The organism is Clostridium sp. NSJ-49, assembly GCF_014287725.1.
Lineage (GTDB): Bacteria > Bacillota > Clostridia > Clostridiales > Clostridiaceae > Clostridium > Clostridium disporicum_B.
Genome location: NZ_JACOOP010000016.1, coordinates 14565 through 28362 on the forward strand (window position 1 = coordinate 14565; position 13798 = coordinate 28362).

Consider the following 13798-nt stretch of genomic DNA (forward strand, 5'->3'; position numbering starts at 1 on the left):
CAACTATTAACTTTTCTCCCGTAACTATTAACTTTTTAATAATATGCATGTTATAATTAATAAAAACGTATTGTAATGAAGTGGGTGAGATTAATGGCAAGAATTAAAAATAGTAATTCTTTAGCTGAAAATAGAAAAGCTCGTCATGATTATTTTGTTGAGGAAACAATGGAGGCGGGAATTGAATTAGTAGGTACAGAAGTTAAATCTATTAGAAATGGAAAATGTAACTTAAAGGATTGTTATGCAGATGTTAAAAATGGCGAGATATTTATTTTAAATATGCATATAAGTCCTTATGAACAAGGGAATATATTTAATGTAGATCCTTTAAGAGAAAGAAAGTTATTACTTCATAAAGAGCAAATAGGAAGATTAGCAGGTTTAGTATCTAGAGAAGGATATACATTAGTGCCTCTATCTTTATATTTAAAAAATGGTAGAGTAAAAGTTGCGCTTGGAATTTGTAGAGGTAAAAAGAACTACGATAAGAGGGACTCTATGCTTGAAAAAGCTCATAAGAGAGATATTGAAAGAGAAATGAAAAATAGAAATAGATATTAATTTATAAAACAGATCAATTAAAATTGGTCTGTTTTTTTGTGCGCGCAGATAATGTATCATTTTGCCGAAAAATAATGTGTAATTACAATAACAAAAACAATACACTATGACTTGAAAACTTGTGTAAACATTTAATTAGTGTGTTTATATGGATACAGTTTCTAAAAATGTATTAAAAATGTTGTTGATTTGTAAGGGATTTTAAGTTTGGCATGGTAATTGCTTTATATATTTGCAAGAAAAAATAATTAATATAGGGGGTAGGATATGGCTAAAAATAAGAAGATGACATTAAGAGAGAAATTTATGGAATATACCAAAATAAAAAAGGTAAGTAAGGTTAAAAGAGCTGTTGCTTTTTTGGCAGATTGGTATATATCGACATTGCTTGCAGGTATTCCACTTCTATATATGTATAGTGTTCAAAGTGGTAGTACAGAGGTACCAGCATCATTAACTCAGTTTAGTGGAAGCTTAGGGGTAATTGCTGGATTAATAGGAGTAGTGATTATAACACTTTACTATGTTGTAGTTCCATTAAAATTTAATAAAGGACAAACATTAGCTAAAAACGTCTTAGGTGTTAAAATAGTTCAAAATGATGGAAGTGAGGTTACAGCTAAAAGTCTTATAAAGAGAGAAATCTTAGGCGTAATGCTTATTGAAGCTGGACTAGTTAGTAGTAGTAAATACTTAAGAGAAATATTTTTAATAGCCGGAATGGATAATGTTTATAGAATATTAGCTATAGTTGCTATAGTAATACCATTTATATCAATTGTGATAATGATGTTTAATAAAGAAAGCAAAATGATTCACGATATTATTGGTGGAACAAAAGTAGTTAATGCTTAATTACAAATTATGTTAGAACTTATTTTATATAAATTCTTAAAAAATTAGAGGAGGAGAAATGAGATGAAAAAGTTTTATTTATTCTGTAGTGCAGGAATGTCTACAAGTTTATTAGCAAGCAAAATGCAAAAGGTTGCAGATGCAAACAAAATTCCAGTTGAGGTTAAGGCTTTCCCAATAGGGACTATGGCAGAGATAATTGAAAAGCATAACCCAGATTGTATTTTACTTGGACCACAAGTTAAGTATCTATATGAAGATACTAAGAAGAAGTTTGCTGATTTAAACAAACCAATATTTGTTATTGATTCTCAAGATTACGGTGTAATGAACGGAGAAAAAGTTCTTAAGACTGCAATAATGGGTTATAAAAAACATATCAAAGAAAACGCATAATAAAAAACAAGAGGATAAAAGGGGGACAATATTATGTTTTCAGCATTTGAAAGAATTCTTATGCCAGTAGCCGATAAATTAGGTAAAAATAAAATACTAGTTGCTATCCGTGATGGTTTCTTAGTTACAACACCACTTATCATAGTTGGTTCAATATTCTTATTAATCGCTAACTTCCCAATTCCAGGGTGGAGCGAAATGGTTGCAAAGCTTTTAGGTGAAGGTTGGGAAAGTTGGTTTACTAACGTTTCTAGAGCTACTTTCAGTGTAACGGCATTATTAAGCTGTATGGGTACTGGGTATGCTTACGCTAGAGAACTTAAAGGTGATAAGATTCAGGGTGCAGCAGTTGCGCTAGTATCATTCTTTATAGTTATGCCTACAAGAATACCATACGTTGGTGTTGATGGACCTGCTACTGTAAGTGGATTAGGGTTTGAATATGTAGGATCTAACGGCCTATTCTTATCTTTAGTTGTTGCTTTAAGTTCAGTTTGGGTATTTAACTGGGTTTACAAAAAAGGTTGGACAATAAAGATGCCAGATGGTGTTCCACCAGCTGTATGTGATTCATTTGCAGCTCTAATACCATCAGCAATAGTTATGACTTTATTCTTCTTAGTAAGAATAGGATTTGAATTTACTCCATATGAAACTGCTCATAACTTCATTTACCAAGTACTACAAACACCATTAAAAGGTTTTGGTAATACATTAGGTGCACAAATTGTTTACTCATTAGCTTGTTCATCATTCTGGTTCTTTGGAATTAATGGACCGGCTGTTGCAAATACAGTATTCACACCAATATTAAAAGTATTAACAATGGAAAATTTAGAAGCGTTACAAGCTGGTTTACCATTGCCAAATATATTCACTGGACCATTTACAGACTTCTTTACAACATTTGGTGGTGGAGGAAGTACACTTTCACTAGTAATAGTAATGTTATTATTCTGTAAGTCTAAGAGAATAACTCAATTAGGTAAATTATCAATAGTTCCTGGTATCTTCGGTATCAATGAACCAATAATATTCGGTTTACCAATCGTATTAAACCCAATATTAATAATTCCATTTATAGGAGTACCATTACTTAACTTAGTTCTTTCAACAGTGGTTACTAATATGGGATTAATTCCTTATACAACAGGAGTTTCTCTACCATGGACAACTCCGATAATATTCTCAGGATACTTATCAACAGGAAGTATAATGGCCAGCGTATGGCAAGTTGCATTATTATTAATTGGATGTGTAGTTTACTTCCCATTCATTAAGATATTAGATAAACAATATTTAAGAGATGAAGAAAATGCTAAAAATAACGATGATGAAGATATTTCATTCGAAGAGTTAGCATTCGACGATCTATAGGAGGCAATAATAATGAAGGTTTTAATGATATTTGATCAAATCCAAGCAGGGATGGGTGGAAAAGAAAATGCTCATCAAGCTTTAGGAGGAAAAATGATGCCTATAGGTTCTGCAAGTATGTTAGAACCTGCATTAAAAGCTGAAGACGGAAAAGTTATAGCGACTATTTACTGTGGTGATGCATTCTTCGCTGAAAATGAAGAAGAAGTTACTAGAAAAGTTGTGGGAATGACTAAAAAGATAAATCCAGATGTAGTTATATGCGGGCCAGCATTTAACTATAAAGGATATGCATCTATGAGTGCTAGATTAGCTAAGGCTATTGAAGCAAATTCAGATATTCCTGCAGTAGCAGCTATGTCACAAGAAAATGATGAGACAATTGCAGAATTTAAAGATTTAGTTAATATAGTAAAGATGCCTAAAAAGGGTGGAACTGGATTAAATGATTCTTTAAGACATATTTGTCAATTAGCTCATAAAAAAGTTAATAAAGAGAACATAGAGGATTTAGTAAAGACTATATGTTATTAATAAGAGTGGTAGCCTAAGAAAATCTTAGGCTACCATATTATATATAAAAAATTGCAAATATAAAATTTTAGGTGGAGAGCAGTATGGAGAATATATTAAATATTAAGATTGATGAAAATAAAGATAAAATGATTAGTCATATTATAGATGTAGTAAAAATACCAAGTGTTGAAAGTGAAGCTGTCGATGGTGCACCATTTGGTGAAGAAGTAAATAATGCTCTTCTTAAAGCACTTGAAATATCGGAAGAACTTGGATTTAAAACCAAAAATATAGATGGATATATGGGATATGCAGAGTTCGGAGAAGGTGAAGATTACGTTGGTGTTTTTGGACATTTAGATGTAGTTCCTGAAGGAGAAGGGTGGATTAACCCACCATATAGTGGACATATAGAAGATGGGAAGATATTTAGTAGAGGTGTTTTAGATAATAAAGGGCCTATAATGTCAGCTTTATATGGATTATATGCAATAAAAGAAAGTGGCTTAAAGTTAACTAAGCCAGTAAGAATAGTATTTGGTACTGATGAAGAAAGTGGATTTGAAGATTTAAATTATTATTTAAGTAAGGAAAAACCACCAGTAATGGGATTTACTCCAGATTGTAAATATCCTGTTGTATATGGTGAAAGAGGAAGAGCGAAAATAAGAGTTAAAGTTGATATAGATAATGAAAATAGAGTTCAAAGAACAAGAGAGTTCTTTGATTTTGTAAATAAATACATTTTAAGTAGTAAAGATAATGGGGAAAGACTTGGTATCAATTATGATGATAAAGAGTTTGGAACTATGGTTATGAGAGGATACTCATTAGATAACGATGAAAATAGCTTAGGATTTAATTTAGCATTAAGTTATCCAGCAGTAGCAACAATAGATGAAATAATGAAGCAAATAAGATCAAAAGCTACAGATAATGTAGAGATTGAACTTTTACACAACTACAATCCAGTAAAGTTTGAAAAAGACTGTTTCTTAGTTAAATCACTTCAAGATGCATACGAAGATATAACTGGATTAGATGGAACTCCTGTAACTACAACTGGAGGAACTTATGCGAAAGCTATGCCTAATATAGTTCCATTTGGACCATCATTCCCAGGACAAAAGGGAATAGCTCATAATCCAAATGAGTATATGGATATAAGCGATATTATTTTAAATGCAAAAATTTATGCACAAGCACTTTATAGATTAGCAAAATAATTAACATAATAGGGGGATAAATAATGATTACAAATAAAACTTTAGAGTTAATGAGAGAGTTAACTCAAGTTATAGCTGTATCTGGAAATGAGATAAAAATATCTAAAATACTTCAAAATTATTATGGAAAGTATACAGATGAAATTGTATACGATAACTTAGGTTCAGTATACGGGGTTAAAAAATCTAAGAAGCCAAATGCACCGAAAGTTATGATTTCATCGCATATGGATGAAGTAGGATTTATAATAAAGGATTTTACTAAGAATGGATTAATAAAAGTATTATCTTTAGGTCCAGCTTGTAAGCAAGGGTTACTAGGGCAAAGAGTTAGAGTTATGACTAATGACGGAGAAGAGTATAAAGGTACAATAGTAGCTAAATCAAATAGTGATAAGGATAAAGTATTAGATGCTGATAAGATATTAATAGATATAGGTGCATCATCAATAGAAGATTTTTCATCATTAGGAATTAGACTTGGTGATTCTATAGTTATTGATGGAAGTTTTGAAGTTCTTGCAACAGGAAAAAGAATTATGTCTAAAGCATGGAATAGCCGTTATGGATGTGCTTTAGGTGTAGAAATATTAGAAGCATTAAAAGATGTAGAACTTGATGTTGATTTATATGTTGGTTGTACAGTACAACATGAAGTAGGACTTAGAGGATCACAAACTGCTACAAATTTAATTTCTCCTGATTTAGCTATAGTTCTAGATTGCTTAACTGCAGATGATATAAGTGGAGATTCTGATGCTGTTGGTAAGCTTGGAGAAGGTGTACTTATTAACTTCTATGATAAATCAATGATGCCAAACAGAGCTTTATTAAATCACCTAATGACTATATGTAAAAATAATGGTATACCAAATCAATTCTACTACTCAATGTGTGATGGAGATGGTGGTTGGATACATAAATTACTAAGAGGATGTCCTACACTAAATGCATGTATTTGTGCTAGAAATGTTGAAAATAATAGTTCAATAATTGATGTAAATGACTATTTAGCTGCAAGAGAATCTGTTACTAAAGTTGTTAAGTCATTAAATACAGAGATGATAGAGATGTTTAGAACTGAAAATAGATAATTTTTAGTTTTATGAATCTTCATGGAGGAAATTTAAGATGAGTTTATCAAAGGAAAGTTCAATATATGATGTAGACTTAGATATGTTAAGGGAACTAAGTGAAGCAGATGGTATTTCAGGATGTGAAAAAGAAGTAAGTAGAGTTATGAAGAAATACTTGGAAAAGTATTCTGATGAAATCTCTTACGATAACCTTGGGTCAATAATAGGACTTAAAAAAGGTAAAGAAGATGGGCCTAAGATAATGATAGCTGGTCATTTAGATGAAGTTGGATTTATTGTTAGAGATATAGATAAAGATGGTTATGTTAAACTTTTACCTGTAGGGGGATGGTGGGGGCATGTTCTTCCATCACAAAGACTTATAATAACTACATCTGAAGGTAAGAAAATAGTAGGAGTTGTGGGTTCTAGAGCTCCTCATGGTATGCCTGCAAAAGAGAAGGAAAAAGTTATTTTACCTAAAGACTTACATCTAGACTTAGGTGTAGATAATAGAGAAGAAGTAGAAGCTTTAGGAATACAAATAGGTGATATGATAACACCTGATACTAAGTTTGAGGTTATGAATAATCCGAATTATTTACTTGGTAAAGCTTGGGATGATAGAATAGGTGCAGCTGTTGCTATTGATGTTTTAAGAGAGTTAGATGGAGTAGAACATGATGCTAATGTATATTCTGTAGGAACTGTTCAAGAAGAAGTTGGGATAAGAGGGGCTAGGACAGCTACTGCAAATATTAAACCAGATATAGCATTTGCTTTAGATGTTACTACTGCAAAAGATACACCGATGGATAAAGGTGGAGCTAAATTAGGTGGAGGAATAATTCTTAGTGTATTAGATTCATTATCTTTAGCTAATAGAGGATTATTAAACAAGCTAGAAGCTATAGCAAGCGAAGTGGGATTAGAGTTAAATTACGATTTTATGGTAGCTGGTGGAACAGATACTGCTAATATACATAAGAGCTTTGATGGAATAATAGCTATGACATTATCAATACCTACAAGGTATATGCATTCACACAGATTAGTTATACATCGTAGAGATTATGTAGAAACTGTTAAAATAATAGCTGAATTCTGTAAGAGGGTAGACAGAGAACTACTTGAAGAGATAAGATTAAATAATAGAAGATAAGTGAGATTCAAAATTTAAATTTTATAAATCGAACTTACTCATTCAACGAGAGGAGAAGGAGTTTCCTTCTTTATAGAGCAGATGTTGATATGCTATATCCACTTCGACACTGATTCAATAATATAAGAATTTCTATTATTTCTTACATAAGAATTGTTAAAGTTTTAAAACTCGCTAATCTCAAACAGTTAAAACTTTTAAATACAATTCTTATTCCAAAAATAATGTAATTCTAAATATTAGTTCATATGTGTCTGCGTAAATATATCCTATCAACAAAAGTTTATAAAAATTAATGTAAACTATAATTAGGAATTTAAATATATGAGGAGGTATAATTTATACCTCCTCATAAACAATATATTTTAAAAAGTTTTTGGAGGGGAAAATGAGAGAAGTTAGCGTTGAGAAGATAATTGATACAGTAAAAGAATTATGTATTGAGTCAAACTACTATTTAGGTGACGATATAAGAAATGGATTAAAAGATAGTATCGAAAAGGAAGAGTATCCTTTAGCTAATGATGTGTTAAAAAAGATATATTTAAATGCTGATATAGCAAGAGATAATAATATGCCTATATGTCAAGATACAGGGATGGCTTGTGTTTTTGTAGAGTTAGGACAAGATGTTCATATTACAGGTGGTAGCTTAGAGGATGCAATTAATGAAGGCGTTAGAAGAGGATATGAGGAAGGGTTTTTAAGGAAGTCAGTTGTAAAAGATCCTTTAAATAGGGTAAATACAAAGGATAATACTCCTGCAATAATATACTATGATATAGTTAAAGGTGATAAAGTAAAAATAACAGTTGCACCAAAGGGATTTGGTTCAGAAAATATGAGTAGAATTGCTATGCTTAAACCTTCAGATGGAATAGAGGGTGTTAAGAAATTTATATTAGAAACAGTTGAAAATGCAGGACCTAACCCATGTCCACCAATGGTTGTTGGAGTAGGTATAGGTGGAACTTTTGATAAAGCAGCATATTTAGCAAAGAAAGCATTACTTAGACCAATTGATCAAAGTAGTGAAATAGAATTTTATAAAGAATTAGAAGAAGAATTAATAGAAGAAATAAATAAGTTAGGAATTGGACCACAAGGGTTTGGAGGAAGAACTACAGCATTAGGAATTAATATTGAAGTATATCCAACTCATATAGCAGGTTTACCTGTAGCAGTTAATATAAATTGTCATGCAACTAGGCATAAGGAAAGAGAGGTTTAAATATGGAAATAAGATTAGAAACTCCGTTAACTTATGATAAGATTAAAGATCTTAAAGCTGGAGACTCTGTATTATTATCTGGAGTAATATATTCAGCAAGAGATGCAGCACATAAAAGATTAATTGAATTATTAGAAGCGGGAAAAGAACTTCCTATTGAGATAAAGGACCAAACTATATATTATGTTGGACCATCGCCAGAAAAGCCAGGACAAGTCATAGGCTCAGCAGGACCTACAACTAGTTATAGAATGGATGACTATACCCCTCAATTACTTAACTTAGGCTTAAAAGGTATGATAGGTAAAGGTAAGAGAAATGACGAAGTAGTAAAATCAATAGTAGAAAATAAAGCTGTATACTTTGGAGCAATAGGTGGAGCTGCAGCTTTAATGGCACAAAGGGTAGAAGAGTGTGAAATTGTAGCTTACGAAGATTTAGGAGCAGAGGCTATAAGAAAAATAAGAATAAAGGACTTACCGCTTATAGTTATTATAGATTCAGAAGGGAATAATCTTTATAAGATAGGAAGAGAGGAGTACTTGAAGTTAAAAAGATAGTATAGAATAAACTGGGCAGAATAAAGAAAGTATGCATTTTATTTATATAAGTGATTATTTTACTGACTTTAATTAAAGTTATTAAATATAAACAAATATATTAACGCATTAAAAAAACGCAGTTTGAAAATATAAAGGTAAAATTACAAAAACATTTATAGGTTAAGCAGATTAAAGAGAATAATCTATATAAGATAGATCTATACACGTAACGAATATTTTATGGTTAAGGATAGATGGTATGTAAATAGTGTATTTTATCTAAAAGTCACAAGATTTAAGTGTGTTATCTTAACCAAATAGCTCTTAAAAATCTACACAGTATTTTTTAGTGTGTAGGTTTTTGTTTTTATGTTGAGTTAAAAGAGTTATTTATTAAAAAAATACTAAGAAAAACCGTAGGAAAATTAAAATGGCACGGCTTTTGCTAAAGTAAATAGTATAGATATTTATTTTAAAGATTACTTTAGGAGGAAATAACAATGGATTTTAGAGTAGAAAGAGATTCTATTGGAACTAAGGAAATAGTTAAGGACGCTTATTATGGAGTACAAAGTTTAAGAGGGTATGAAAATTTCAGAATTACAGGTTTAAATGTTGATGAAAGGTTTGTAAAGGATTTAGCTATTGTTAAAAAGGCGTGTGCTATTGCAAATATGAAAGCTGGTGAATTAAAAGAAGAATTAGCTAATGCTATTGTAACAGCATGTGATGAAGTTATTGCTGGACAATTTATAGACCAATTTATTATAGATCCTATTCAAGGGGGAGCAGGCACCTCTTTAAACATGAATATGAATGAGCTAATTGCAAATAGAGCAAATGAGATATTAGGTCATGCAAAAGGTGAATATTATCCAATACATCCAAATGATCATGTAAATATGGGACAATCTACAAATGATGTTATACCAACAGCAGGAAGTATAACAGCCTATAAATATTTAGTTAAATGTGTTGATAATCTTAAGGCATTAGAAATTGCTTTTAGTGAAAAAGCAAGAGAGTTTGCAGATATAGTTAAAATGGGAAGAACAGAAATGCAAGATGCAGTTCCAATAAGTTTAGGAGCTGAATTTAAAGCTTTCTCAAGAGCTATAGGAAGAGATGTTAAGAGAATAGATGCTGTTAAAGAAGAGCTATTAGGAGTTAACTTAGGTGGTACAGCAGTAGGAACTGGTATTACAGCAAGTAGAAAGTATATGGATACAGTTGTTGATGAATTAAGCAATGTATCTGGATTAAATGTTTATCAAGTGGAAGATTTAATTGATGGAACTCAAAATTTAGATAAATATTCAGAAGTATCATCTCAATTAAAGACTTGTGCAGTTAATATAAGCAAAATTGCTGGAGATTTAATACTTATGTCTTCAGGGCCAAGAACAGGATTGGGAGAGATAAAGTTGCCATCAAAACAGAATGGTTCTTCAATAATGCCAGGAAAGGTAAACCCTGTTTTACCAGAAGTAATGAAGCAAATAGCGTTTCAAATAATGGGAAATGATTTAACTATATCTATGTCTGTTCAATCAGGACAACTAGAGTTAAATGCATTCTATCCAGTATTAATATATAACCTATATCAATCAATTAATATTTTATCTAATGGGGTAGATACATTTATAAATAATTGTGTTTTAGGAATTGAACCAAATGTTAAGAGATGTAAAGAGTTGGTTGAAGGAAGTATAGGGATTGTAACAGCTTTAGCTCCAGTATTAGGATATGAAAAGGCTGCATCAATAGCTAAAAAAGCACTTTATACAGGAAAACAAGTTAAAGAAGTTGCTGAACAAGAATCAGAGCTTAGCTCTTCAGAAATTGTAAGCTTACTAAATGTTGAAAAAATGCTAACTTACTAAAACTTAAACATAAACATGATAAAAGGCTGTTGTGTAAGCACAGCCTTTTATTTTATTTAAGAGCTAACAGTTAATAGTTTAGAGTTAATTCTTAAGTGTTTGATATGAATCTGCTATAGCTAACCTTTATCTAACGTAGTTACTGATTTATATAAATACAAAATAGTACTAAAAATAGCACTTCAACTGAAGAAATATTTATATTATATGTTTTTTCCATAACAGATGTAATATCAAATGCTAAATTGTATTCTTTATTGAAACAAGACTTTAATCTATTTAGTACAGGTAATGGATTAAAGTTTAGCAAATTTATTCTGTCATAAATTAAATCAATATGAATCTTGAAAAATTCTTCGATTCTACTAGTTTCAAAAGCTCTTTTTATAGAATCATTGCTTGCTGAAACTTCATCTACAAATTGCTTAAATGCAGAGTCATTTAATGAAAATCTATAATTACTTTTATTATCATTAATAATATTTAAATATATTTCAAAAAGATTATTTATAGTTTCTCTAGGAGTATCCTTATTTATCACGATATTATCTATGTTTTTTATTAAGTTTGTAAAACAACCTAATATAACATGACGTTGTTTTACATAAGAGTGACTTGTGATTTCTGTACTTGCATCATATGTAATATATCCATGTTCAAAGTTTAGAGAATTTAATAATTCTTTTTCTTCTATTAATGGAGAGTTAGACATACTCTTAATAAGCTCTGGTAAATCAGGACTATTAATTTTAAGTTGTTTCTTATTATTTATAAAATAATCAGAGAAGGCATTTGCAACAACTAAGGTAATATCGTTTTTTAGCTGACCTATATTATATTGGCAATGATATGATAATAGACATAACATTGCGTTGTATGAAACTAATATTGGTTTATCTAATTTCAAACTTTCTTCTTTTAAAAAGTACTCAATTAAAGTTAATCTTTCTTCAAGAAGTCTTTCATTAAGTCCGGGAAGACTTATTTTTATAGGTATTCTTCTTATGAAAGTATCTAATAAAGATGAGTTTATATCTTTATTAGTTGCACAAATAATTCTTGTAGTTGACTTTAGCTGTTTAGAAACTTCACCAAACCTTTTGAAATATCCTGTATCCATATATACAAATAGCATTTCTTGACCTTCGCTTGGAAGGTTGTGTATTTCGTCTAAGAATAAGAAGCCACCATCAGCTTGTTCAATTAGACCAGGTCTATCTTCATTAGCTCCAGTAAATGTACCTTTTTTAACTCCAAAAAGATGTGCACTTAACAATTGTGGATTGTTAGAGTAATCTGAACAATTAAAATGTACAAAAGGCATCGTTTCAGATGGCGAAAGTGATTGTGCATATTCGTACATAAGCTTTGCTAGCATTGATTTACCAACGCCTGTATCACCTATTATAAGTGAATTCATACCATTTGGTGGATAAATAATAGAAGTTTTAGCAAGTTTAATTGCTGGTGCTAATGATGGATATAAATAAGCAAGATTATCTATAGAAGATCTCGCAGAAAAATTTATGACATTAGGCGAATTTAAAAAATATTTTACTGGCCTTGATGAATTTTTGTAAAGTTTACCTAGTGAAACTAGTTTGTTTAAATCTTTACTAACGTTAGAACGTTCTAGGTTTAATGTTTTACTTATTTCTATAGTAGTAACACCTTGTCCTTTATCAAGACGTTCTATAGAGTTTAGGATTAGATCAATTCTCTTCATAAAGCTCACCCCTCAGATGTAATTGTATACAACGAATCTTATCTATAGTGTTAATTTGTGTGTTAATTTAAAAAAGTGTGTCGATTTTCCTAATAAACAATTGAATATGTATTATTTTACAACACTCTTACAATAGAAATCAATGGGTAATTATGTTGGCATAAAAATTGCTAAAATATATTATATAAGATGGACGTTTGGGAGGATGATATTATGAAATATGGAATGATTGCAACATGGAGAATGGCAGTAGAAGGAATCACGGAAGCTGCAAAAGATTTAAATAATGGAGCTACAGCAGGAGATGCTATAGAAAAAGCTATAAAAATGGTAGAAGATTATCCATTATACAAATCAGTTGGATATGGTGGACTACCAAATGAAAACTGTGAAGTTGAATTAGATGCAGCATATATGGATGGTAATACTTTATCTATTGGAGCTGTTGGAGGAATTAGAGATTTTAAGAATCCAATAAGCATAGCTAGAAAGTTAAGTGAGGAAAGATTTAATTGTTTCTTAGTTGGAACAGGGGCCGAAGAATATGCTCATAAAAATGGATTTGAAAGAGTTAACATGCTAACAGATAGAGCTAAGCAATTCTATGAAAAGAGAAGAAAAGAAACAATAGAAAAAGGATTAAGCCCATATGATGGACATGATACAGTAGGAATGATATCATTAGATTCAGAAGGTTCTATGGTGGCAGCTACTTCCACAAGTGGATTATTCATGAAGAGAAGAGGAAGAGTTGGGGATTCACCAGTTTCAGGATCAGGATTCTACTGTGATAGCGAAGTTGGAGGAGCTTCTGCAACAGGTCTTGGAGAAGACTTAATGAAAGGTTGTATATCTTATGAAATAGTAAGATTAATGAAAGAAGGAATGACTCCACAACAAGCTGCAGATACAGCTGTTTCAAAGTTACATGATGAATTAACAAGAAGAAGAGGAAAATCAGGAGATTTATCAGTAGTTTGTATGAATAACAAAGGTGAATTTGGCGCAGCTACAAATATAGCTGGTTTCTCATTCTCAGTAGTAAGAGATGGAGAAGAGCCACAAGTTTATGTATGTAATAAACAAGAAAATGGAGTTACTACATATGAACCAGCTAGTCAAGAATGGTTAGATGCTTATATTAAGAGAATAAACTCACCAGTGACTTTTGATTAGTTAAGAGTTAAGAATTTATGTAGAAACTTCTTAGGGAGTTTCTATAATACTATTATTTAGTGGGAGGA

The 13798-nt window shown here is 30.9% G+C and carries 13 protein-coding genes; 12 read left to right on the top strand and 1 reads right to left on the bottom strand.

What is annotated here, in order from left to right; genetic code table 11:
* Nucleotides 1–93 precede the first annotated feature (93 nt).
* The 11 genes from smpB (at nt 94) to H8S10_RS07640 (ending at nt 10828) form a co-directional block, all read left to right on the top strand.
* Nucleotides 94–564, top strand: a complete 471-nt coding sequence (gene smpB, locus H8S10_RS07590; protein ID WP_055264389.1) for an SsrA-binding protein SmpB — start codon at nt 94–96, stop codon at nt 562–564.
* A 267-nt stretch (nt 565–831) separates the two neighbouring features.
* Nucleotides 832–1419, top strand: a complete 588-nt coding sequence (locus H8S10_RS07595) for an RDD family protein (RefSeq protein ID WP_186838474.1) — start codon at nt 832–834, stop codon at nt 1417–1419.
* 63 nt (nt 1420–1482) lie between these two features.
* On the top strand, nt 1483–1815 hold the full coding sequence (locus H8S10_RS07600; protein WP_186838475.1) for a PTS sugar transporter subunit IIB: 333 nt from the start codon (nt 1483–1485) through the stop codon (nt 1813–1815).
* A 33-nt stretch (nt 1816–1848) separates the two neighbouring features.
* Nucleotides 1849–3192: a PTS sugar transporter subunit IIC gene (locus H8S10_RS07605; RefSeq protein ID WP_186838476.1), complete on the top strand. Its 1344-nt coding sequence runs from the start codon at nt 1849–1851 to the stop codon at nt 3190–3192.
* Nucleotides 3193–3204: 12 nt separating this feature from the next.
* Nucleotides 3205–3726, top strand: a complete 522-nt coding sequence (locus H8S10_RS07610) for a GrdB-related putative oxidoreductase (protein ID WP_186838477.1) — start codon at nt 3205–3207, stop codon at nt 3724–3726.
* An 83-nt stretch (nt 3727–3809) separates the two neighbouring features.
* A complete protein-coding gene (locus H8S10_RS07615) occupies nt 3810–4934 on the top strand; it encodes a Sapep family Mn(2+)-dependent dipeptidase (RefSeq protein WP_186838478.1) in 1125 nt (374 codons plus the stop codon).
* 23 nt (nt 4935–4957) lie between these two features.
* The gene (locus H8S10_RS07620; RefSeq protein ID WP_055264376.1) at nt 4958–6028 is read left to right on the top strand and encodes a M42 family peptidase; all 1071 of its coding nucleotides are present in this window, start codon (nt 4958–4960) and stop codon (nt 6026–6028) included.
* Between the two features lie 37 nt (nt 6029–6065).
* Complete coding sequence (locus H8S10_RS07625) at nt 6066–7172, top strand: M42 family metallopeptidase (protein ID WP_055264374.1); 1107 nt, start codon at nt 6066–6068, stop codon at nt 7170–7172.
* A 388-nt stretch (nt 7173–7560) separates the two neighbouring features.
* Nucleotides 7561–8403 (top strand): fumarate hydratase, encoded by an 843-nt coding sequence (locus H8S10_RS07630; protein ID WP_055264372.1) that lies wholly within the window; start codon nt 7561–7563, stop codon nt 8401–8403.
* Nucleotides 8404–8405: 2 nt separating this feature from the next.
* Entirely contained in the window at nt 8406–8963 is a 558-nt protein-coding gene (locus H8S10_RS07635) for a Fe-S-containing hydro-lyase (protein WP_055264370.1), read from the top strand.
* Between the two features lie 482 nt (nt 8964–9445).
* The gene (locus H8S10_RS07640) at nt 9446–10828 is read left to right on the top strand and encodes an aspartate ammonia-lyase (RefSeq protein ID WP_186838479.1); all 1383 of its coding nucleotides are present in this window, start codon (nt 9446–9448) and stop codon (nt 10826–10828) included.
* Between the two features lie 139 nt (nt 10829–10967).
* On the opposite strand, the gene H8S10_RS07645 is transcribed toward H8S10_RS07640, so the two are convergent.
* On the bottom strand, nt 10968–12554 hold the full coding sequence (locus H8S10_RS07645) for a sigma 54-interacting transcriptional regulator (protein WP_055264366.1): 1587 nt from the start codon (nt 12552–12554) through the stop codon (nt 10968–10970).
* A gap of 213 nt (nt 12555–12767) precedes the next feature.
* Here H8S10_RS07645 and H8S10_RS07650 point away from each other — a divergent pair, with 213 nt between their 5' ends.
* Complete coding sequence (locus tag H8S10_RS07650) at nt 12768–13730, top strand: N(4)-(beta-N-acetylglucosaminyl)-L-asparaginase (protein WP_186838480.1); 963 nt, start codon at nt 12768–12770, stop codon at nt 13728–13730.
* Nucleotides 13731–13798: the final 68 nt, after the last annotated feature.

Coding starts and splice junctions, on each gene's coding strand:
- H8S10_RS07605 (WP_186838476.1), top strand. CDS start 1,849: ATGTTTTCAGCATTTGAAAGAATTCTTATGCCAGTAGCCGATAAATTA.
- H8S10_RS07600 (WP_186838475.1), top strand. CDS start 1,483: ATGAAAAAGTTTTATTTATTCTGTAGTGCAGGAATGTCTACAAGTTTA.
- H8S10_RS07635 (WP_055264370.1), top strand. CDS start 8,406: ATGGAAATAAGATTAGAAACTCCGTTAACTTATGATAAGATTAAAGAT.
- smpB (WP_055264389.1), top strand. CDS start 94: ATGGCAAGAATTAAAAATAGTAATTCTTTAGCTGAAAATAGAAAAGCT.
- H8S10_RS07595 (WP_186838474.1), top strand. CDS start 832: ATGGCTAAAAATAAGAAGATGACATTAAGAGAGAAATTTATGGAATAT.
- H8S10_RS07630 (WP_055264372.1), top strand. CDS start 7,561: ATGAGAGAAGTTAGCGTTGAGAAGATAATTGATACAGTAAAAGAATTA.
- H8S10_RS07645 (WP_055264366.1), bottom strand. CDS start 12,554: ATGAAGAGAATTGATCTAATCCTAAACTCTATAGAACGTCTTGATAAA.
- H8S10_RS07625 (WP_055264374.1), top strand. CDS start 6,066: ATGAGTTTATCAAAGGAAAGTTCAATATATGATGTAGACTTAGATATG.
- H8S10_RS07620 (WP_055264376.1), top strand. CDS start 4,958: ATGATTACAAATAAAACTTTAGAGTTAATGAGAGAGTTAACTCAAGTT.
- H8S10_RS07650 (WP_186838480.1), top strand. CDS start 12,768: ATGAAATATGGAATGATTGCAACATGGAGAATGGCAGTAGAAGGAATC.
- H8S10_RS07610 (WP_186838477.1), top strand. CDS start 3,205: ATGAAGGTTTTAATGATATTTGATCAAATCCAAGCAGGGATGGGTGGA.
- H8S10_RS07640 (WP_186838479.1), top strand. CDS start 9,446: ATGGATTTTAGAGTAGAAAGAGATTCTATTGGAACTAAGGAAATAGTT.
- H8S10_RS07615 (WP_186838478.1), top strand. CDS start 3,810: ATGGAGAATATATTAAATATTAAGATTGATGAAAATAAAGATAAAATG.